Source organism: Mesorhizobium australicum WSM2073 (assembly GCF_000230995.2).
GTDB lineage: Bacteria > Pseudomonadota > Alphaproteobacteria > Rhizobiales > Rhizobiaceae > Mesorhizobium > Mesorhizobium australicum.
This window is the reverse complement of sequence record NC_019973.1, coordinates 3,973,818-3,995,338: the sequence shown is the minus strand read 5'-3', so window position 1 is coordinate 3,995,338 and position 21,521 is coordinate 3,973,818. Positions and strand designations below refer to the sequence as shown.

The following is a 21,521-nucleotide window of genomic DNA, read 5'->3' as shown; positions in this document are numbered from 1 at the left end:
ATGAAAAGCGTAATTCTGTCCAGCGTCCTGCCCCTGGCGGCGGTGATCACAGCTGTCGTCGGCATTGCCTCGGCGGCCTCTGCCACGGAACCGGACAAGCAGTTTTTCCAGTCGGCCGAAGGCAAATGGGTTGGCCCGGGCGAAATCGTCGCCGGCAAATACAAGGGCACGAAATTCAACTGCAGCTTCACCGGCTCCACGCCGGACGGCAAGATGGGCATGACACTGGACGGCGGTTGCCGGGTCGGCATGTTCACCCAGCCCATGTCGGCCAAGATCGAGCGCAAGGGCCGCGACTACAAGGGTTCCTTCATGGGTGGCGCTGCCGGCGCCGGCCTCGACATCATCGGCGGCAACGTCGTCGACGCCCACAAGGTGGTCTTCACCATCAACCGCAATCAATTGCGCGGTGTCATGCAGGCCCGCATTCCCGACGACAATTCCATGACCGTAACGGTTGCAGTACGCGTTCAGGACCAGTTGGTGCCCGTCATCGGCATGAGCCTGAAGCGCGTCGATGCCGTCGAAGTCGGCTCCATCGCGCCGAACTGAGCGCACCTCGCCTCTATTCTTTACGAATTCCGGACGGGAAAACACTTCTCCTGGGATTGCTCGAATACACCCCACAAAACAAAGAGGCGGCGGCCCATCGCCACCGCCTCCTTGGAAACGGACGAACCAGGCGTCAGCCCTTGATCGCCTTGGTCAGCTCGTCATACGCCTTGCAGGCATCGGCCAGGGTCGTGGAACCCTGATACTTGGTCGTCACCGCCTGAACCTTGGCGGTCAGGTCAGCCGCCTTGGACGGATCCTTGGTGATCGCCTCCTGCAGCGCGGCGGCCATGTCCTGCGCCTTCTTGGTCGCGATCTCGGTCGTGCATTCCGGCGCCTTCGAACAGGCCGAGCCGGCAAGCACCGCCAGCCCGGCGGCAACGAGCAAAAACTTCTTCATGTCAGTCATCTCCTCAAAAGGGTGCGACTTGATCGCCGCTCACCCCCAATGGCCGAAGCCGAGCGTGCTTAGCCTTCGATTGCGGCAACAAGCAACGCGCCCATGGCGTAAACTTGTGTAAAGAGCCTGCAACATTGCGGCGGTTCGAGTTCGATGTCAGCTGGAGCAAAGTTCAGGCGCGAGGCTGCAGCAGAGCGAGCACAGCTGTCGATGCAGCAAGGATGGCCGTAACGGTCAACGGCGCCGTGGCACCATAGGTGTCCACGACATAGCCACCGACAACCGCGCCGATCGTGATGGCAACCTGGAAAGAGACGACCATCAGGCTGCCCGCTGCTTCCAGCGCGTCAGGTGCCGCACGCGAGAGATTGGTTGGCAGCACCACCGGCCCCATGCCGAAGGCGAAGCCCCAAAGCGTGACGAATCCGAAGGCAACGCCAATGTGCACGCCCCAAAGCACCAAGGCCAGCGCCGCAACCGCCATTAACGCCGCGGTGACCACGAGAGCCATGTGAATATTGGCATCGGCCATGCGGCCGCCAGCAATGTTGCCGATCACAGCGGCGATGCCAAACCCAAGCAGAGCCAGGGCGATTGGACCGGTTGCAAGCAGCGTGACGTGTTCGAGGAAGGGGCGCACATAGACAGAACCAGCAAAATGCCCCGTCATCAGCAAGACAATGGCCAGCATGCCGATTTGAATGCCGCGCCGCCGTGTAAGTCGAAACACGTCTGCAAGACTGTTGCTTGTTGTCGCCGGCAAGGTCGGCAGGCTGAGCAACTGCGCCAACATGGCCAATACGGCCAGCCCCGCTGTCATGGCCATGGCGCTGCGCCATCCCAGCCAGTCGCTGATCAACGCCCCCAAGGACGGCGCGGCAATGGTGGCGAGCGAGACGCCGAGGGTAACGATAGCCATGCCCCGGCCTGTCGCATTGGCGCCGACCAGCCTCGCCACGACGGCAACCGAAAGTGCCCAGAAAGCGCTGAGAGCAATCCCCAGCCCGGCCCGGCCTAACAACAACAGCCAGAAATTGGGTGCCAGCGCCGCAAGGATATTGGAAGCCACCGCCAACGCCATGAGACCGACCAGCACCGTCTTGCGGTTCAATCGGCCGATAAGAACATTGCTCAACATGGCCGTCACGGCGCCGACGGAAGCGGTGGCGGTGACGACCTGTCCGGCCGTTCCCTCACTGATACCGAGATCGCGCGCCATTGGCGTCAGCAGGCCTGCCGGCAGGAATTCGGCTGACACCAGGGCAAAGCTGGTTGCCGCCAGTGAAATGACCGCAAACCAGGTGGCTGCACTCCACGCGGCCGGCGTGTCGGCATCAAGGCCAATCGCGGCGTCTTCAAGCTGTAATGTTGTGTCTGTCACGGAAAGATCTCCAAAGTTTGGAGATCTTGATAGACGAGTTCTGTCGGATGATATGTGTCTTAAAATCCGAAATTCATGTCTATTCGTCCGGGATTTGTGCGACGCACAATTCCCGGCGAGACATTGGTGATGCGCTTGAACGCGCGAGCGAAGGATGCCTCGGAATCATAGCCCAAACGGGTAGCGACCTCGGCAACCGACAAGCCGCTCTGCCCCAACAACTCGCGGGCAAGCTGCATGCGCAGGCGGGCGAGATAGCGCGCGGCACCCTCGCCCAATACAGCGCTGAAACGCGCGGCGAAAATCGATCGCGATTGGCCTGCCACGCTCGCAAGGCTTCCCAGCGTCCAGTCGTGGCCGGGGTCTCGATGCATGGCTGCCAGGGCGCGGCCGATATGGGGATCGCGGATGGCTGCGAGCCAACCAGTGGTCGAGGCTCCGTTGCAATTGACCCAACAGCGGATGAGCCGGGCTGTCAGCAAATCCGCCATACGCGACAAGATGGTGGCGCTGCCCATCTGCGGTTGCGCGGCCTCCATCGTCATGGCAGCCAGCAAAGGACCAACGACCGGGTCATTGCCGGCCACGTCGCAACCCTTGATGACAGCCGGCATCAACGTGATCAATGGATTGAGCGCACAGGAGTCCAAGGCCATGGAGCCGCAGAAAAGGGTGCTTGTCGCGCCCGTTCCTTCCCGCACCACTTCGCAGACATTGCCCCCTAACTTGATCACCTGGCAGCCCTCGAGCGAGTCGCCCACCACGTCCGGCGCACTCGCCAGCCGATGGGCGATGCCCTGCGGCAGCAGCACCAGATCGCCATCGCGCAACTCTTGCCAGCCCTGCGCTTCGGTGTGAATCCAGCACGGACCCTGGCCGACAAAGTGAAAACGAAGCAGCGATTGTCGCGGAAATTCTATGCTCCATGGATGTCGGAGCTCGCAGCGGCCATAGTTGACGCCACTCAGGCGAAAGTCTTGCAGGACTTCGCTGAGCGCATCCATCGGGATATGGGACGGCGAAGACGGCTGGGACGAACGGTCAAGCATGCAGCTGATATAGATGCCGAACGTCCCGCAGACAAGCGGAGACCGTTGTTCCACCGGGGGAGTCGCACCGGCAGCACCCTACCTTTCCTGGCAGGCTTCCCGCCCTTGCCTCCCGCTCCCACTGCATGCAAGGAGTGCTATACGACAAAGGGACGGATCATGGCGGCAGAGGCAGCGGGCAGCGATCTCATTCAGGTGGTGGCATTGCTGGCGGCGGGCGTGGTGGCCGTCCCGATCTTCAAGCGCATGGGTCTCGGTTCGATTCTCGGTTACCTGGCCGCCGGCGTGGTGATCGGTCCGTTCGGCCTCGGCGTCTTTTCCGAATCGGGAGCCATCCTCCATGTCGCCGAACTCGGCGTGGTCATGTTCCTGTTCATCATCGGCCTGGAAATGCAGCCGTCTCGGCTCTGGGGCCTGCGCCGCGAGATCTTTGGGCTGGGCGCGCTTCAAGTCGGCGTCTGCGCGGTGCTCTTGACTGGTGTCGGCATGGCCGGAGGGTTTCCGATCGCGCAATCCTTCGTCGCCGGCGCCGGTTTCGTGCTGACCTCGACGGCCATCGTCATGCAGCTTCTGGAAGAACGCGGCGAAATCGCCGCGCCCAAGGGCCAGCGCATCGTCTCCATCCTGCTGCTGGAGGACTTGGCCATCGTGCCGCTGCTCGCCTTGATTGCTTTCCTGGCGCCGGGCGGTGCCGGTACCAGCCTGTCGGAGCGGCTGACCGAGGTCGGCATCGGCCTCGCCGCGATCATCGGCCTGGTGGTGGCGGGACGCTACCTCCTCAACCCCTTCTTCCGCATCCTGGCGGATGCCCGTGCGCGCGAAGTGATGACGGCTGCGGCTCTGCTGGTCGTGCTCGGATCGGCGCTTGCCATGCAGCTCAGCGGCCTGTCGATGGCGATGGGCGCGTTCCTGGCCGGCGTGCTGCTCTCGGAATCAACCTTCCGCCATCAGCTTGAAGCCGACATCGAGCCGTTCCGCGGCATCCTGCTCGGCCTGTTCTTCTTGGCGGTCGGCATGTCGCTCGATCTGCATGTGGTGGCCGCGAACTGGAAGCTGATCGCCGTCTACGTCGTGGCCTACATGGTGATGAAGGCTTTCGGCATCTACATTGTCGCCCGCATCCTGAAATCAGGCCACCGCGAGGCACTGGAGCGCGCGGTCTTCATGGCGCAAGGCGGTGAATTCGCCTTTGTGCTCTATTCCGCGGCCGCCGCCGTCGGCATCATCGACGGCCAGGCAAACGCAACGCTGACCGCGATAGTCATCATCTCCATGGTGCTGACGCCGCTGGCGATCATCGCCTTGCGCTATTTCACGCCACGGGACGAGCAGTCGCTGGACGGCGTCGAAGTCGCCGACGGCCTGTCCGGCAGCGTGCTGATCATCGGCTTTGGCCGCTTCGGCCAGATCGCCAGCCAACCCCTGCTCTTGCGCGGCATCGACGTCTCGATCATCGACAACGATGTCGAGATGATCCAGGCGGCCGCCGATTTCGGCTTCAAGGTCTATTATGGCGACGGCACGCGGCTGGACATCCTACACGCGGCCGGGGCCGGCCGGGCGCGGGCCGTGCTCATTTGTGTCGACAAGCCCGACGCCGCCATCCGCATCGCCGAACTCGTCAAGGCTGAGTTCCCCCTGCTTACGGTGCTGGCCCGTGCGTTCGACCGCGGCACGGCGCTGCAGCTCATCCGCGCCGGCGTCGATTATCAGCTGCGCGAAACCTTCGAATCGGCGCTCGTCTTTGGTGGCTCGACCCTCGAGGCGCTGGGCGTCGATCCCGAGGACGTCGCCGAAACGATCGAGGACGTCAGGCGCCGCGACACGGCCCGGTTCGAGACCCAGCTCGCCGAAGGCATCCGCTCGGGACAGCGTTTCCTGAAAGGCAATATCGGTACGCCGATCCCGACCCCGCTCTCGACGCCCCGCCGTCCTGGCCAGGCGCTCAACGAGGAAACGGCCGGCGTCCTGCATAAATCCGAATCGGCGGATTGAGGGAGTTAGGCATGGAATTGGACAGCAGAGCCCTGTCGATCACCAAGTTCTGGCGCGACGCCGGCGAGGATGCTTGGTTCGAGAAGAACGACGCTTTCGATGCCGATTTCCGCGACCGCTTCCTCGATCTCCACTACGCCGCAGCGCGCCGTGAATGCGATGTCTGGTCAAGCCATGCCGAGGGCTCGCTGGCGCTGATGATCCTGCTCGACCAGTTCCCGCGCAATTGCTTTCGCGGCACCGGCCACATGTTTGCGACCGACCCACTGGCAAAGCATTTTGCGCAAAAAGCGGTCGATGCCGGCCACGATCTGGCATTGGAACCGGAAGTGCGTGTGTTCCTCTATTTGCCGTTCGAACATTCGGAAAATCTTGCGGACCAGGAGCGGTCGGTCGAACTTCATACCGCCAGGGCCGCGTTCAATCTGAAATACGCGCTGGAGCACCGCGACATCATCCAGCGCTTCGGCCGCTTTCCGCACCGCAACCGGATGTTTGGCCGCGAGACCACGGCCGAGGAAAAAGCATTCCTGGATGACGGTGGTTTCTCCGGCTGATCCGCGATTTAGCGCCGCCACCAGTCGCGGCCCGACGGCAGCCGCTCGATGCCGGCCGCATCGACCGCGCTCAGGCGATCAGCCACGCGTTTGCCGCCGACGGCAAGATCCGGCGCGATTTCGGCCAGCGGCGCCAGCACGAAGGCGCGCTCCAGCATGCGCGGGTGCGGGACTTCCAGGCCCGTTTCATGGATGATGCGGTCGCCGAACACCAGGATGTCGATGTCGATGAGGCGCGGCCCCCACCTCTCCTCACGCACACGTTTGAGCTTTCGCTCGGCATCGAGGCAGAGGTCGAGCAATGCCCGCGGCGACAGCCGCGTCGACAATTCGGCGGCCGCATTGAGGAAATCCGGCTGGTCGAGCTTACCCCAGGGCGGCGTCCGGTAGAGCGAGGAGACGGCGGCCATGTCGGTATCGGGATCGGCGTCGAGCAGGCGCAACGCGGCTCCCATCGACGCCGCCGGATCGCCCAGATTGCCGCCGAGGCTCAGATAGACGGTGTTATTCGGGCCAGACAACGGTCACCTCGACGTAATCGAGCACGCCAGGCACCGGCGCATTGGGCTTGCGAACGGTGACCTCGGCTTTCCGGATCTGGGGAAGCGCCCGCTGAGAGCCTTCGCGACTTCCAGGGCCAGCGCCTCGATCAGGAAACGCCGGTGTCCGGTGATGATCTCCTCGATGACGGTGAAGGCGACGCCGTAATTGACGGTTTCCCCGATGGCGTCATCGACGAGCGCGCGTCCCGGCTCGACGGTGAGCGAGGCATCGACATAGAAGCGCTGCCCCAGCCCTTCTTCCTCGTCCAGCACGCCGTGCCGGGCAAAGAAGGCGCAATTCTTCATGCGGATGACATACATGGCTCAGCGTTCCGATCCGGTTTCCCGCGCCAGCATAGCATCCGCCACCGCCAGCGCGTCCACGTTGATTGCGACATCATGGACGCGAAACAGATGCGCGCCCTTGAGTCGGAGAATGACGCTGGTCGCCGCCGTGCCGGCCGCCCGGTCGGCGGCGTCGCGGCCGGTGACGGTGCCGATGAAACGCTTTCGCGACGTACCGGCCATCAGCGGGAAGCCGAGCGCGCCAAGCTCGGCAAACCGTGCCATCAGATCGAGGTTTTCCTCCGCCGTCTCCTTGGCGAAGCCGAAGCCGGGATCGAGCACGATATGGTCGTCGGCGACACCTTGCCCGCGCCCGATTTCAAGCGATTTTCCCAGGAACGCCAGCTGGTCGGCGATCACATCGGGCAGCTTGTCGCGATCCCGTCCGGTATGCATGATGACGAGCCCGGCGCCGGTTTCGGCCGCCACCCGCGCAATGTCGGGCTCACGCTGCAGACCCCAGACGTCGTTGACGATATGCGCACCGGCCTTGACGGCGAGCCGCGCGGTGTCGGCACGATAGGTGTCGACGGAAATCAGCACGTCGCCGACCTGCGCCAACGCCTCGATCACCGGCAGGATACGGGCCTGCTCCTCGCTGGCCGATATCGCGGCGGCGCCCGGGCGAGTCGATTCTCCGCCGACATCGATGACGGCAGCTCCTTCCCCGATCATGCGGCGCGCCTGGACGAGCGCCGGTTCAGGAGCATCAAACAAGCCGCCATCGGAGAAGCTGTCGGGTGTGACATTGAGGATGCCGACGACCACGGCCTTGCCGCCAAGCTCGAGATGGCGTCCATGCGCCAATTGCCATCGCCCCGCCGTCATTGCGCTTCAACCATGGGCTCATCAACCAAGATGTCATCAACGATGTGTGATCCGCATTGGATCAATTCCGTTGCGCCGGCGAAGGCCGTAAAGCAAGGTGATTGAAGAGGCAACATGATGATACGATCCCTGCTCTGCGCGCTGCTGCTTACCGCCGCCGTTCCGGCGAATGCGGCCAATCTGGTGAAGACATACAGCTATTTCGCCATTGGCGGCAGAACGCTGGAGGATATCGAGCAGCAACTTGCCAAACACGGGCCCCAGGTCAAAAGCACGGGGTCGCGCCACCCTGGCGCCACCCAGATGGCTTTCACGACACGCATTAGCTACGCCAGCCAGCCGGGCTCCTGCCGGATCGCCGACGCGGTCGTCACCGTCAAGGTCAAGGTGATCCTTCCCGAATGGCGCCGCCCGCGCAAAGCCGACGCCGATGTGCGGCTGTTCTGGGATACCTTGTCCGCCGACATCAAGCGCCATGAAGACCGCCATGTCGAGATAGCCCAGAACCACGGCCGCGCGCTGGAAGACGCCCTGAAGGCAGCTTATCCGCAGAAGGATTGCGACGCCGCAAAGGCCAGGGCCGCCGCGATCACGGCGGCCGAGCTTGCCAAACACGACAGGGACCAGGTGCGGTTCGACCGTGTCGAAGGCGCCAATTTCGAAAGCCGCATCCTGCGGCTGCTGCGTTACCGGATGGAGCGCATCGAGAGCGGCCAGTTGCGGCCGCCGGCCTGAATCTCCTCGCCGCCTCCGTTCGCCTGGGTGCAAGCCAACCGGGCGGAAGCGTAGTGCCAGCTTGGAATTTTTTCGAGCAACCGTCGAAATCGGCCTATACGGAACGACATATCCAGGGTTGCCAAGGGCACAATCCAGAAGCACGGGCATCACGATCGATCACGCCGCGGATGCACCAGACAAGCCCAATGGTGATGCGGCAGCGCAAAGCGCATGGACGAGAAGATTTATGGACCAGGCTGTCGACAAGCAGGCCGTGGCGGCCGTGAGCGCGCCGCTGAGCGAAAGCGAAAAGAACGCCATTATTGGCGGCGTTCTCCTGTCGATGCTGCTGGCAGCCCTCGACCAGACCATCGTCGCGCCCGCCATGCCGACCATCGGGCGCTTGCTCGGCCATGCCGAATACCTGCCATGGATCGTCACCGGCTACCTCTTGACCGCAACCGCCGTGGCACCGCTCTACGGCAAGATTTCCGACGTCTATGGGCGTCGGCCAACCGTCTACGCGGCAATCCTCATCTTCCTTGCTGGATCGCTGGTCAGCGCACTGGCCCCCAACATGTTCGTCCTCATCCTGGGTCGCGCGATCCAGGGGGCCGGTGGCGGCGGTCTTTTCGCGCTGACGCAGATCGTGGTCGGAGACCTCGTCCCGCCGCGCGAGCGGGCGCGCTATGCGGCGTGGTTTTCCGGTACCTGGGCCGTTGCCAGCGTCGCCGGGCCGCTGCTGGGCGGCACCTTCGCTGAGCATCTGCACTGGTCTCTCATTTTCTGGATCAATATCCCGCTGGGCTTTCTTGCCATGGCGATCATCAACAAGCCGCTCAAGAAGCTGCCCATCGCGGCCAAGAACCACAGCATCGATGGCCTCGGCGCATTGCTGCTGATCGTGGCAACGGCGCTGTTGCTGCTGGCACTGAACTGGGGCGGCAGTGCCTATCTCTGGTTATCGCCGGAAGTCATCGGCGTCCTGGCGTGCTCCGCGCTGTTCTGGGGCGCCTTTGCCTTGCGGCTGATGCGGGCGGCCGAACCGCTCATCTCGCTCGAGGTGCTGGGCAACCCGATCGTCCTGGCCGGCACCCTGTCGATGTTCCTGCTCCAGGCCTCCAGCGTCGGCCTTGCCGTGTATCTGCCGGTCTATCTGCAGTCGATACTCGGCCTCACGGCCAGCGAGTCGGGCATTGCAATGCTTGGTCTTCTGCTTGGAACCGTGGGCGGCGCCGCTTCCAGCGGCCGCCTGATACCACGCTTCACCCACTACAAGCGCATCGCCATGGTCGGCGTCGTCTTCGCCATCCTGTGCACGGGCCTGCTGGCTTTTGTCGCCGGCCATGCATCGCTGCTTGTCGTCGAAGCCCTGACCATCTGTATCGGGCTGGGAACCGGCACGACATTTCCGGTAACCACCGTGTCCGTGCAGAACGCCGTCGACCGCATGCATCTTGGCGTGGCGACGGGGGTGCTTACCTTTCTGCGTTCGCTGGGCAGTGCATTGGGGGTGGCGATGCTCGGCGCGGTCGCCCTTGGCTTTGGGTTGCCGCTGGCCGGCGAAGGCGTTCAGGTGGCTGGACATGTCGTATCGGCCCAACCCTTCGTGATGATCTTTCTCGTCGCGGCCGGCACTCTGGGATTGGGTCTCGTCACGCTGACGCTGATGCCCGAGAAAGAACTTCGGGGCCACGTCGATGATCCGGCGCCGATCCTGGCGGAATAACTAGCCGGAAACGCCGAGCTTCTTTTGCAGGCTGGTGGACGAGGTCGTGTACTGGAACACGATGCGCTCGCCGGGGCTGACGATGCGCTTGGCGGCCTGCGCCATCAGCGCCACCTCGTGAAAGCCCGACAGGATCAGCTTCAGCTTGCCCGGGTACCAGTTGATGTCGCCCACCGCGAAGATGCCGGGCACCGAGGTCTGGAACTTCTCGGTATCGACCGGGATCAGGTTCTCATGGAGATTGAGCCCCCATTCCGCGATCGGGCCGAGCTTCATGGTCAGTCCGAAGAACGGCAGCATGCGGGTGCAAGGCACCTCGACGTCGCCATCCGGGCCGCCCTTGATGGTGGCCGATGACAACTGGCCATCGGCTCCGGTGAGCCCGGTCACCTGACCGACCCTGAATTCCAGCTGCTTCATCTCCTGCATGGCGTACATCTTGTTGACGCTGTCGGGCGCCGCGCGAAACTCGGCCCGCCGGTGAACCAGTGTCACGCTCTTTGCCATCGGCTGCAGGTTCAGCGTCCAGTCGAGCGCCGAGTCGCCGCCGCCGACGATGACAAGGTCATGGCCGCGGAAATCCTCCATCCGGCGCACCGAATAGAAGACGCTCTTGCCCTCATAGGGTTCGATGCCCGGGATTGGCGGGCGCTTCGGCTGGAATGAGCCGCCGCCGGCGGCGATGACCACCACCTTGGCCTCGAACACCTCGTTCTCGTCCGTGGTGACGCGAAAGCCGCCGTCTTCCAGTTTCTCAAGGCTGAAGACCATACGGTTATAGGTGAATTCAGGCTGGAACGGCGCGACCTGCTCGAGCAGCTTGTCGACGAGCCCTTGCGCCGAGATCGAGGGCCAGCCGGGAATGTCGTAGATCGGCTTTTCCGGATAGAGTTCCGCGCATTGGCCGCCGGGCTTGTCGAGGATGTCGATCAGGTGGCATTTCAGGTCCAACAGGCCGAGCTCGAACACGGCGAACAGGCCGACCGGCCCCGCCCCGACAATGAGGACGTCTGTGCTGATGATGCCGGTCATGATGCGCCTCGCTGCGAAAGTCCGGGCGAGACTGCATGACCAGCGGCCCGCTGCCAAGCGTCAGCGACAAAAATCGCCCGTGCTGGCTTCAGCCCTGACGCTCGGGCACCCGGACGATCAGGCCGTCGAGCGCGTCGCGTACCTTGATCTGGCAGGACAGGCGCGAGTTCGGCTGGACGTCGTAGGCGAAGTCCAGCATGTCTTCCTCCATCGCCTCGGGCTCGCCGACTTCGGCCGTCCATGCCTCATCGACATAGACATGGCAGGTCGCGCAGGCGCAGGCGCCGCCGCACTCCGCCTCGATGCCCGGGACAGCGTTGCGGATGGCGTTCTCCATGACCGTCGAGCCGTTTTCGGCGTCCACGTCGAAATGTGTGCCGTCATGGGCGATGAAGGTCAGTTTGGTCATTTGTCACCTGAAGGGAGTTCCACCCCGGACGAAGGGAGTTCGCCCGAGGGGAAAGCGAGTTTCGCCCGAGATAATCACTCCGGCAAACAAGTCAACTGCCGTGCGAAAGCGGCGCTCCGTGACGTTTTTGTCGCAAACCTGGATCAGCGATTGATGGCGGCGATGAAGTCGCGCACTTCGTCGATCAGCCTGCCGAGCCGCTTGAGCGTCTGGGCGTCCTCCGGGCGATGCTCGATATCGGTGACGCAATCGGCGATGGCGAAGGCACCCACGCCACGGGCCGACCCTTTCAAACCATGAGCCAGCAGGAGCCGGTCCTTGATGTCGGCATCGACTATTTTGTCGCGTACCGACAGTGCCTGCTGTACAAACAGCGCCAGCACCTCTTGCTCGAGGGCGCGGTCGCCCATCGTTTGCCGGGCAAGGTGTGCCAAATCGACCGGTCGGGACTGCCTCGTTCCCGATACGTCGCCCCCCGGCATTGAGAAGGCAATGCCGCTTTCGCCACGCATGAACTCGAACTCCATTTTCTTCGGTCGCCTGAAAACCTAGGCGAATCCAGTGGACAACGGGTTAATGGATGGCCCGGAAAAATGTTGCGAAAGCGGCGCCCAAATCACGCTTCCGTTAACCTTATATTTAAAGTTTTACGTATCCCGCGGAATGCATGTTTTCTTTACCCCCCTGTGTCATTACGATACGAGGGTCCATTTTCAGCCTCCTGCGCGGGGGTAAGACAAGCACAATTATAAGCCCCCCGCGGCAGCTAGTACAGGGTAGCGAAGGCATGGCGAAGAAACCAACAACGACCAGAACTCTCGACAGCGACGTAGCCAGGGAACTCGAAAAAGCGCTCGATCTCGACCTGAGCGGCGATACCGATAGCGGCGACCTCGATATCGCGGCCTCGATGGAAGATCTGGAAGCGCAGATATCACAGGCCGCCGACGAACTGGCGCGCGAGGGACGCAATCAGCAGCCTGCGCCCGTCGTCAATCAGCCCCAGGCCGCGAAGCCTGCGCCAAACGCCAAGCCGGCCGAACTTCGCCCGGTCGAGACGCGCAATGGTGGCCAGCCCGCCGGCTTCGCGCCAGCCAACGACGATCGTCAGAAAGATTACAAGACCCTTCTGCACAGCCTGAACAGGCGCGCCTCCAACACCATTTACTGGGTCATCGCCTTTGTCTCGCTTGCCTGGATCGCGGGCGCCGGCGGACTGGCGAACCTGCTTTTTGGACCGGGCATCTGGCGGATCCGCACGCTGGACCAGTTCTTTGCCCGCCCCGAACTGATCGGCCTTGCCGTCGCGGCTATCGTGCCTGTCATCCTGTTCTGGGCCTTCGCGACGATGATTCGCCGCGCTCAGGACATGCGCATCGCCGCGCAATCGATGACGGAAGTGGCCTTCCGCCTGACCGAGCCGGAAAACATGGCCCAGGATCGCGTCATGATGATCGGCCAGGCCGTCCGCCGCGAGGTGGCTGCCATGGGCGAAGGCATCGAGCGCACCCTTGCCCGTGCCGTCGAACTGGAGACGCTGGTCCACAGCGAGGTCAACCAGATCGAGCGCTCCTATTCGGAAAACGAAACCCGCATCAGGTCGCTGGTCGACGGATTGGGCAGCGAACGCGAAGCAGTGGTCACCCATGCCGAACGCGTCCGCGCCTCGATCTCCGGCGCGCACGAGACGCTGCGCGATGAAATCGGCGCGGCAAGCGACATCATCCGTGACAGCATCCTCAACGCGTCGACCAAACTGTCGATGACGATCACCAATTCCGGCGACACGCTGATCGACCGCATCAACGAAAGCTCGATGTCGATCTTCGATTCGGTGGAGGGCCGGCTCGACAACATTACCGACAGGCTTTCAACCTCCGGCGAGGCTTTCGCCAGCCTGCTCGACACCCGTATCGCCAAGCTGACGGACACCACGGACGGCTTGACCCGTTCGTTGACGGACCTGCTCGACGATCGCACCACCGGCATGGTGTCGCTGCTCGGCGGCGCCGCGCGCACCCTCAATTCCGAGTTCGAGGCCAGCCTCAACGGCATCGAACGCACCTTGGCCGAACGCGGCCAGGCGCTGATCAGCGAATTTCAGACCCGCGCCGAAGCACTGGACACCGGTACCCAGAAGCTCAATGCCGCGCTGGAAGCCCGCGCCCGCCAGATCAACGAAACGCTGGTCGAGCGCGCGCGTGAAATCGCCCACACCTTCGCCGAGAGCAAGGACACGCTGTCGGCCATGATCGATCAGGGCAAGACCCAGATCGGCGCCGACATGGCCGACATCGTCACCTCGACCTCTTCCATGCTCGAGGCGCGCGCCAGCGATTTCGCCGGCCGCATGGAGGCAGCCCGCCATGTCGTGTCGCGCTCCTTCGACGCCGACATCCAGCGGCTCGCCGACGCGCGCATCGGTATCGAAGAAGCCGTCGAAAACCATAGCCGCAAGCTCTCCGAGAGCCGCGAGCGCATGGCGGCAGCCATGCAGGCGGACCTGGAGAAATTCGACGAAGGCCGCGCCGGCATCGATGCGGCGGTGACCAACCAGGTGCAGAGGCTGGCCGAAGGCCGCAGCCTGATAGCGCGTGCGCTCGAAGAAGACCTGCGCAAGGTCAACGAATCGCGTGCCGCCATCGATGCGTCGCTCGGCAGCCACCTCGAAAGGCTGGAAGAAGGCCGCAACCGGCTCTCACTGGCTCTCAACGAAGACTCCGGAAAATTGGTGCAAGCTCGTACCATCATTGATGAAATGGTGGCCGGGCATGTTGGAAAACTGGCCGAAGGCCGCAACATTTTGTCGCGCGCCTTGGAGGCCGATCTCGGCAAATTGTCCGAGAGCCGCGCCGACATTGACGGCCTTGTCGCCGGCCAGGTCGAGAAAATCGCCGAGGGCCGCGCGGTGCTCGCCAAGGCGCTGGAAAACGACATTGCTGGTATCAAGAACCTCATCGAGGCGCATTCGGCGAAACTGGCCGAGGACCGCACGCAGCTTGGCCGTTCGCTCGAAAGCGACCTGTCGGGGATACGCGGGCTGATCGACAGCCATTCGGGACGCCTGGCGGAAGACCGCGGCCTGCTGTCGCAGACGCTCGAAGCCGACCTTGCCAAGCTGGCCGAAAGCCGCTCCAGCATCGACGGTCTGGTCGCCGGCCAGGTCGAGAAGCTCGCCGAGGGCCGCGACATCCTCAAGCGTGCGCTGGAATCCGACCTCAATACGATCAAGAACGTCATATCGAGCCAGTCGGACAGGCTGGCCGAGGATCGCGGGCAGCTCTCACGTGTTCTGGAAGCCGATCTGCAGAATGTGAACAGCGTCATCGCCGACCACATGAACAGGCTGGTCCAGGATCGCTCGACCTTGTCGAAGGCGCTGGAGGACGATCTCGCCAAGCTGGCCGAAAGCCGCTCCGGCATCGACGGTCTGGTCGCCGGTCAGGTCGAGAAGCTCGCCGAGGGCCGCGATATCCTGCGCCGCGCATTGGAAGCCGACCTCAGCACGGTCAGAAACACCGTTGCCGACCAGTCCCAGAAGCTGGTCGACGACCGCGCCCAGTTCGCCCGCGCGCTGGAGGCCGATCTCGAAACTGTCAACAGCCTTGTCAACAGCCACTCGGACCGACTTGCCCAAGAGCGATCGACACTGTCAAAGGCGCTTGAGGCCGATCTCGAGGCTGTCGGCAGCCACGTCAGCAGTCACGCGGAACGGCTTGTGCAGGAGCGTTCGACCTTGTCGAAGGCGCTTGAGGCCGACCTTGAGACTGTCGGCACCCACGTCAACAATCATGCGGAACGGCTTGTGCAGGAGCGTTCGACCTTGTCGAAGGCTCTCGAGGACGATCTTGCCAAGCTGGCCGAAAGCCGCTCCAGCATCGACGGTCTGGTCGCCGGCCAGGTCGAGAAGCTTGCCGAAGGCCGCGATGTCCTCAAGCGTGCGCTGGAGGCAGACCTTGCCAAGCTGGCCGAAAGCCGCTCCAGCATCGACGGTCTGGTCGCCGGCCAGGTCGAGAAGCTCGCCGAAGGCCGCGACATTCTCAAGCGTGCTCTCGAAGCCGACCTGCAGAAGCTGACCGAAAGCCGCGGCGATATCGACGATATCATCGCCGGACATGTCGGCAAGTTGTCCGAAGGCCGCAACATGCTCAGCCGCGCGCTGGAAGATGATCTCGGCAAGCTCGCCGAGAGCCGCAAGGAGGTCGATCGTTCGCTGTCCGGCCACATCGACCAGATCGCGGCCAGGAGCACGGACATTTCCGCCGCGATCGCCGCCGATGTCGACAAGATCGAGCAGGCGTTCAGCCGCCAGACCGGCATCATCGAGGAACGCGCCGGCACCATGGAGCGCGCGCTCTCGACTGGTGTCGACAACGTCCGCAACGTGCTCGAGAAGAGCGCTGTCTTCGTCGCCGGCGCATTGCGCGAAAAGGTGTTGGAAGTCACCAGCACGCTGCACGAACAGGCCGGTGCGGCTTTCAGCGACGCCGATCGCAAGATCGCCGAGCGCGCCGAGCAGACGTCCGCCGCCCTGCTGGCCCGGGCCGAAGACATCGCCCGCACCTTCGAGGAGGCCGATCGTCGCCTCCACGCCCGTGCGGAGGATACGTCGAACGCCCTGCTCGCCCGCGCCGATGACACCTCCAGCTCGCTGCTGGCCCGTGCCCACGAAACCGCCGATCAACTCGCTGCCCGCGCCGGCGAGATCGCCGGCACCTTCGACATGGCCGACCAGAAGCTTGCCGCCCGCGCCCAGGAAACCGCCGATCAGCTGGCCGCCCGCGCAAGCGAGATTGCCGGCACGTTCGACGCGGCCGACCAGAAGCTGGTCGCCCGTGCCGTGGAAACGGCGCAGTCGCTGGCCGCCCGCGCCGGCGACATCCTGCGGAACTTCGAAAGCGCCGACCAGCGGCTCGGCATGCGCATCGGCGAATCCGCCGAGGCGCTCGCCGCCCGCGCGTCGGACCTCGGTCGTATCTTCGATGCCGCCGACCAGCATTTGGTCTCGCGCATCGCCGAGGGTTCGGACGCGCTGTCCAGCCGGGCATCCGAAATCGCCCGCATCTTCGACGACGCCGACCAGCGCCTGGTTTCGCGCATCGCCGACAGCACCTCGACGATCGGCGAGCATGCGCAGACCATTGTCGGCGCCTTTGCAAGCACCGAGCAGCGGGTCGCCGATCGCGCCCGCCAGACCGGCCAGGAGCTGGCCGTGCACGCCCGCGAAATCGAGCAGGCGCTTGCCGGCGCCGACGAGCGTCTTGCATCGAGCGCGGCGGCAGCGGCCGCCCGTGTCGAAGAACAGATCGCTGGGGTCGAAAACCGGCTCGCCTACACCACCGAGACGATGGGCCAGAAGCTCAATGAGCAGGTGTCGAGTGCCGAGGCACAACTCGTATCGCGTGCCAATGTGATCGCGGAAACCTTCACCGCGGTCGGACAACATATCGGCCAGAGCACCAATGACGCGGCCAAGACGATCGGCGCCAACACCCGCGAGCTCAACACCATGCTCGCAGCGCGGTCGGCCGAGATGTCGAAGATCCTCGACGAAACCGCGCGGCCTTTGGTCGAGCGCTTCGCCCAGGGCGGCTCGGAACTGCAAAAGAGTATGGAAGAGGTCACCGAACGCGCGACCGAGAAGCTGCGCAGCGAGAATGCAGCCCTGGTCAACGCACTGGCCAGCCGCACCGCCGAGACCTTGTCGGCGGTCGAAGGCGCCCGCTCGTCGCTGTCCGACAGCGTCGCCGATCTGATCGGCCGCATGACCGAGTCCAGCTCGCAGCTCGGTCAGCTGATCGAGCAGGCCGCGGTCAACCTCGGCGAGGTCGACGAACGTCTGACCGGCAGCACGCAAAGCTTCGCGGCGACCACCGAAAAGGCGGCGCAGACCTTTGCCAGCTCGGCGCGTCTGGTCGATTCGAACACGACGAGGCTGACGGAACTGTCGTCGTCGACCTTGCGCGAAGTCGCCTCGATCGCCACCAAGTTCGATGAACACAGCCGCTTGCTGGCCAGCGCCTCGGACCTGTTGAGCTCGGCCCAGAGCAACCTCGAACACACGCTGGAAAGGCAGTCCTCACTTGAGGACCTCGCCGTCGGCCTGGTCAAGAAGTCGGAAGATCTCGAAAGGGTCATGCGCTCGTTCGAAAATCTCGTCGGCCAGACCCTGCAGAACGCCGAGGGCAAGACAATGGAGTCCGCCGACAAGATCCGCAACGCCATCACCGACGTCGTCGATTCGGCAACCAAGCGCTTCGCCGATGCGACCGAGGAGATGCGGCGCACCGCGGGCTCGATCAAGAGCGAGCTCGACCTCACCCGCGCCGAGCTCAAGAAGGGCGTCATCGAGATGCCGGAAGAGGCAAAGGAGTCGACATCGGCCATCCGCCGCGCGGTTTCCGAGCAGATCAACGCCTTGAAGGAGCTTTCGGACATCGTGGCGAAGTCCGGTCGTGGCGGCGACACTTCAGAACCGCGGCCCTTGCGCCCTGCGCCGCAGGCACCGGCGGCACGCGCCGCCGAGCCACCCCGTCGCGCCCCGGCACCGCAGGCGGACCTGCGCCCGCCACAGGCGCCACTGGGCGGCGCGGGACTGCGCGGCACGCTCGATCTGGATCGCCCGGCTGAGGCAGCACCGCGCCAGCGTGCCACCGACGCCACTGCCCGCGCGCCGCAAGGCGGCTGGGTGCGCGATCTCTTGACCGCCGCGTCGAACGATGCCGAGCTCAGGCCGGCGGCTTCCCAGGCGCCAGCGGAAGCCCCGCGCGCGGCCCCTGCCCAGCGTTCGCCGGCACATGTCGTGGAATCGCTGAACTCGCTGTCCGTCGATATCGCGCGGGCCATCGACCACGATGCCTCGATCGAGCTGTGGAACCGCTACCGGCGTGGCGAGCGTGACGTGTTCACGCGCAGGCTCTACACGCTCAAGGGCCAGCAGACGTTCGATGAAATCCGCCGCAAGTACCAGGCGGAGGCCGAATTCCGCACCGCCGTCGACCGCTATTGCGACGATTTCGAGAAGCTGCTCAAGGATGTCTCGCGCAACGACCGCGACAACATCATGGCGCAGACCTATCTCACGTCGGACACCGGCAAGGTCTACACCATGCTGGCCCATGCCAGCGGCCGCCTGCATTAGGCGGTCGACAAGCCAAAAACGAAAAGGCGGGGGATTGTCTCCCGCCTTTTTTCTTGAACGAACTGACTTCGCCACCCGGAGACGCATCCGGGTTTGATCTTGCTTTCCGGAATCGGATCCTGGGTTGTGAAGACGGCAATCATCTTCGACTGCGAGTTTCTCTGCCTTGACGGATCACAACGCCGATACTGGTGCACGGCCCACGATCCCGATCCGATCATCGCGCAGATCGGCGCGGCAAGGTTCGGCCTCGAAGGTGACTTCCCCGTGCTGGGCACGCACAAGGCCTATATTAGATCGGTCGACCGGTTTGGCGAGCGGTACACGCTCGATCCGTTCTTCACTGGACTGACCGGCATCACCGAAGAAATCATCGAGGCCGAGGGCGTCGTGCTGGAAGATGCTCTTGCGGGCGTCGATCGTTTCTCCGATGGGGCCCGGTTCTGGTCCTGGGGCAAGGACGAACTGAACATGATCGCCATCAGTTGCTATGTCGCGGGCATCAGGCCGCCTATCCCGGCCACCCGGTTCGACAATGCGGTCAAGCTGCTGATCGCGGCCGGCATGCCGATCGAGGACCTGGCAAGGACACCGAGCAACAAGCTTGCGGATTTTTACGGCGTCGAACACCCGCCACTGCAGAGGCATGACGCGCTCGACGATGCGCTGTCCTTGACCTACACCCTGCAGCACCTGATGAAGACTGGAAAGCTGCGGCCGGAGACCTTCGACCGTCCGTAACCCGGAAGCGTTGGCGGAACCCCGCGCGCCTGGCGGTCAGACCACCGAATCGGTCCAGCGAACGACCTGCTTGGCCGCATCGCCGAAGGCCGCGTCGAGCGCGCCGACATAGGCCGGGTTGCCGCTGCCCGAAACGGGTGCCGATGCGGTGAAGCTCTTGGAAGCCTTCACTTCGCCGTTGCGGTCGTTGAGCAAGCGCACGAACAGGTTGACCTCGGCATGTTCGCCGCCATTGACGCGCACTTCGAAGGAGCGAACCTCGACGATCACCTGATAGTCGATCGCCAGCCCCTCGCCCGGCTTGCCGACGCCGGCAAAGCTGCCCGAGCGCTGGAACGTCTCGGCCAGCCGCGCCTGCACGATCAGCGGCAGGCGGTCGGCCCATTGCGCCCCTTTCAGATACTGGATCGAGCCATCGGAGGGTTTGATGACGATGTTCTGGCTGTCCAGTGCCTTCAGCGCCGAAGGCTGGGCGATCAGGATTTGCTTGCGGCTATGGCCATGCGCGTCGACCGACGGCGCCGACAATTCGAACGTGTCGAGCGGTGCCGGCTTGCCGCCGAGCGCCGCGCAGCCGGCAACCGCCAGGACAAGCAGCACCGCAGCCGATTTCAACCCGCCCGTTCCAAGCCTACTCAATCTCACGCGTGATCCCCGTTATCCCCTGATCGCAAGATCAACCCGCATTCACGAGCACTGTTCTTGCGGCGGGCCGATGCCGAAGTCAACGCCGCGCCCTGCCGTCGAACTGCCGAACCTCGCCGTCGCCGCCCGAAAGGATGCGCTGCGGATTGCGGCTGAGATCGGTCACCGCCTCCTCGATGCGGTTGATCGAGCGGCGGCTATCCTGCACCAGCGCCTCGACATTCTGCAGTCCCTGGCCCGAGAAGCGCGCCAGATTGTCGGTGATGACCCCAAGCCGGGCATTCAGCGTATCGGCGACCTGCTTGAACGATTTCAGCGTATCCCTGGCGTCGGCCATCACGCCGTCGGCCTGGCCCGAGCCGAGCAGCTTGTCGACCTTGGCGAGAATGCCGTCGACCCGCACAGAGGCGTCGTTGAGCCGTTGCGCCAGCTGCCTGGCGTCCTTGATCGTCTGGTCGATGTCGTCAGCCCGATTGGCGATCTTGCCGGTCACCTCCGCGATATCGGCAGCCGCCTTGTTGGCGCTGTCGCTGGCCTTCTGGATGTTGGCGAGCGCTTGGCGCACCTGCGCCGGATCGATGCCGTCGAGCACGCCATCGACCTTGGCCAGCGTGCCTTGCGTCTGCTTGGCGAAATCGTTGACCGATCCCACCGCCGTATCGACATTCCTGATCACACCGTCCAGCTGCTGCGAGGTTTCCTTGAGGTTCCCCGTCACCGCATCGACATTGGCAACGATGCTCTTGATCTTGTCCTTGTCGACGGCATTCAGCAGGCCTTCCGCTGCCTTCAACGTGCCGTCGAGCTTGCCTGAAACGCCTTTCAGCTCATCGGACAGCGCGCTGACGGCGGACAGGAATTTGTCGATCCCGTCGGAATTCCTGGCCAATGCGTCGGAAAACGTCTGGACGTTCTGGACGGTCTGCGTCAGCGGCCCTCGCACATCCTTGGTGAAGCCTTCCAACTCCGTCAGCACCTTGTCGGCACGGGTGAAGATGTTTTGCGCCGTCTGCAGCAGATTGGTCACGGCAGAAGGATTGGCGACGATCTCGGCGACCTTGCCTTCCTTCTCGGCCTGGTCGAGCAGCTTGACTTCCTTGGGGTCGGCGCCCTTGAGTTCGATATTGGCCTGCCCGGTGAGGCCGGCGAGGCCGATATCGGCCTGCGTCGACTTGGTGATCGGCGTCATCCGGTCGATCTCGGTGTCGGCGATGGCGACAGTCGGATTGTCGACGTCGATGTAGACGCGCTTGACGTCGCCGACCTTGACGCCGTTGAACAGCACGAAGCTGCCGCGGCCGAGACCAGAGGCCGAGCCCGGAATGCGCACCCGCAGCAGCGTCGTCTCGCCCCTGTCGCCGATCGCCGCCGTCCAATAGACGAAGGCGAACGCCGCCAGGATCGCAACCAGCGTGAAAATGCCGACAATGACGTAGTTGGCTCTGGTTTCCATTGCTT

At 63.8% G+C, this 21,521-nt stretch carries 17 protein-coding genes and 1 pseudogene; 7 read left to right on the top strand and 11 right to left on the bottom strand.

What is annotated here, in order from left to right; genetic code table 11:
* On the top strand, nucleotides 1-552 hold the full coding sequence (locus tag MESAU_RS19100) for a hypothetical protein (protein ID WP_015317684.1): 552 nt from the start codon (nucleotides 1-3) through the stop codon (nucleotides 550-552).
* Between the two features lie 133 nt (nucleotides 553-685).
* Here the strand turns inward: MESAU_RS19100 and MESAU_RS19095 are convergent, their stop codons facing one another.
* From MESAU_RS19095 to MESAU_RS19085, 3 genes are all read right to left on the bottom strand, one after another.
* On the bottom strand, nucleotides 686-952 hold the full coding sequence (locus tag MESAU_RS19095) for a hypothetical protein (protein ID WP_015317683.1): 267 nt from the start codon (nucleotides 950-952) through the stop codon (nucleotides 686-688).
* Between the two features lie 172 nt (nucleotides 953-1,124).
* Entirely contained in the window at nucleotides 1,125-2,333 is a 1,209-nt protein-coding gene (locus MESAU_RS19090) for an MFS transporter (RefSeq protein ID WP_015317682.1), read from the bottom strand.
* Nucleotides 2,334-2,392: 59 nt separating this feature from the next.
* Nucleotides 2,393-3,382 (bottom strand): AraC family transcriptional regulator, encoded by a 990-nt coding sequence (locus MESAU_RS19085; protein WP_015317681.1) that lies wholly within the window; start codon nucleotides 3,380-3,382, stop codon nucleotides 2,393-2,395.
* Nucleotides 3,383-3,541: 159 nt separating this feature from the next.
* Here MESAU_RS19085 and MESAU_RS19080 point away from each other — a divergent pair, with 159 nt between their 5' ends.
* Both MESAU_RS19080 and MESAU_RS19075 read left to right on the top strand, forming a co-directional pair.
* Nucleotides 3,542-5,377, top strand: coding sequence for a monovalent cation:proton antiporter-2 (CPA2) family protein (locus MESAU_RS19080; protein WP_015317680.1), 1,836 nt, complete (start codon nucleotides 3,542-3,544; stop codon nucleotides 5,375-5,377).
* 11 nt (nucleotides 5,378-5,388) lie between these two features.
* Nucleotides 5,389-5,934 (top strand): DUF924 family protein, encoded by a 546-nt coding sequence (locus MESAU_RS19075; protein WP_015317679.1) that lies wholly within the window; start codon nucleotides 5,389-5,391, stop codon nucleotides 5,932-5,934.
* Nucleotides 5,935-5,942: 8 nt separating this feature from the next.
* Here the strand turns inward: MESAU_RS19075 and folK are convergent, their stop codons facing one another.
* From folK to folP, 3 genes and pseudogenes are all read right to left on the bottom strand, one after another.
* Nucleotides 5,943-6,455, bottom strand: coding sequence for a 2-amino-4-hydroxy-6-hydroxymethyldihydropteridine diphosphokinase (folK, locus tag MESAU_RS19070; RefSeq protein ID WP_015317678.1), 513 nt, complete (start codon nucleotides 6,453-6,455; stop codon nucleotides 5,943-5,945).
* Nucleotides 6,439-6,797: pseudogene (folB, locus tag MESAU_RS19065) on the bottom strand (dihydroneopterin aldolase). Before folB ends, folK begins: the two are co-directional and overlap by 17 nt.
* Before the next feature lie 3 nt (nucleotides 6,798-6,800).
* On the bottom strand, nucleotides 6,801-7,649 hold the full coding sequence (gene folP / locus MESAU_RS19060; protein WP_015317676.1) for a dihydropteroate synthase: 849 nt from the start codon (nucleotides 7,647-7,649) through the stop codon (nucleotides 6,801-6,803).
* Nucleotides 7,650-7,763: 114 nt separating this feature from the next.
* Here folP and MESAU_RS19055 point away from each other — a divergent pair, with 114 nt between their 5' ends.
* Entirely contained in the window at nucleotides 7,764-8,384 is a 621-nt protein-coding gene (locus tag MESAU_RS19055; protein WP_041163443.1) for a DUF922 domain-containing Zn-dependent protease, read from the top strand.
* 229 nt (nucleotides 8,385-8,613) lie between these two features.
* A complete protein-coding gene (locus tag MESAU_RS19050; RefSeq protein ID WP_015317674.1) occupies nucleotides 8,614-10,095 on the top strand; it encodes an MDR family MFS transporter in 1,482 nt (493 codons plus the stop codon).
* Here MESAU_RS19050 and MESAU_RS19045 read toward each other — a convergent pair whose 3' ends face one another.
* From MESAU_RS19045 to MESAU_RS19035, 3 genes are all read right to left on the bottom strand, one after another.
* Complete coding sequence (locus MESAU_RS19045) at nucleotides 10,096-11,127, bottom strand: NAD(P)/FAD-dependent oxidoreductase (protein WP_015317673.1); 1,032 nt, start codon at nucleotides 11,125-11,127, stop codon at nucleotides 10,096-10,098.
* Between the two features lie 88 nt (nucleotides 11,128-11,215).
* The gene (locus MESAU_RS19040) at nucleotides 11,216-11,536 is read right to left on the bottom strand and encodes a 2Fe-2S iron-sulfur cluster-binding protein (protein ID WP_015317672.1); all 321 of its coding nucleotides are present in this window, start codon (nucleotides 11,534-11,536) and stop codon (nucleotides 11,216-11,218) included.
* A 143-nt stretch (nucleotides 11,537-11,679) separates the two neighbouring features.
* Nucleotides 11,680-12,048, bottom strand: a complete 369-nt coding sequence (locus MESAU_RS19035) for an Hpt domain-containing protein (protein ID WP_015317671.1) — start codon at nucleotides 12,046-12,048, stop codon at nucleotides 11,680-11,682.
* A gap of 275 nt (nucleotides 12,049-12,323) precedes the next feature.
* On the opposite strand from MESAU_RS19035, the gene MESAU_RS19030 reads away from it, so the two are divergent.
* The gene (locus tag MESAU_RS19030; RefSeq protein WP_015317670.1) at nucleotides 12,324-18,677 is read left to right on the top strand and encodes a kinesin; all 6,354 of its coding nucleotides are present in this window, start codon (nucleotides 12,324-12,326) and stop codon (nucleotides 18,675-18,677) included.
* Between the two features lie 126 nt (nucleotides 18,678-18,803).
* Nucleotides 18,804-19,418, top strand: coding sequence for a 3'-5' exonuclease family protein (locus MESAU_RS19025; protein WP_015317669.1), 615 nt, complete (start codon nucleotides 18,804-18,806; stop codon nucleotides 19,416-19,418).
* Nucleotides 19,419-19,454: 36 nt separating this feature from the next.
* Here MESAU_RS19025 and MESAU_RS19020 read toward each other — a convergent pair whose 3' ends face one another.
* Together MESAU_RS19020 and MESAU_RS19015 are read right to left on the bottom strand one after the other, a co-directional pair.
* The gene (locus tag MESAU_RS19020; protein ID WP_157163659.1) at nucleotides 19,455-20,033 is read right to left on the bottom strand and encodes an ABC-type transport auxiliary lipoprotein family protein; all 579 of its coding nucleotides are present in this window, start codon (nucleotides 20,031-20,033) and stop codon (nucleotides 19,455-19,457) included.
* A gap of 109 nt (nucleotides 20,034-20,142) precedes the next feature.
* Nucleotides 20,143-21,516, bottom strand: coding sequence for an MlaD family protein (locus MESAU_RS19015; RefSeq protein ID WP_015317667.1), 1,374 nt, complete (start codon nucleotides 21,514-21,516; stop codon nucleotides 20,143-20,145).
* Between the last annotated feature and the right edge of the window lie 5 nt (nucleotides 21,517-21,521).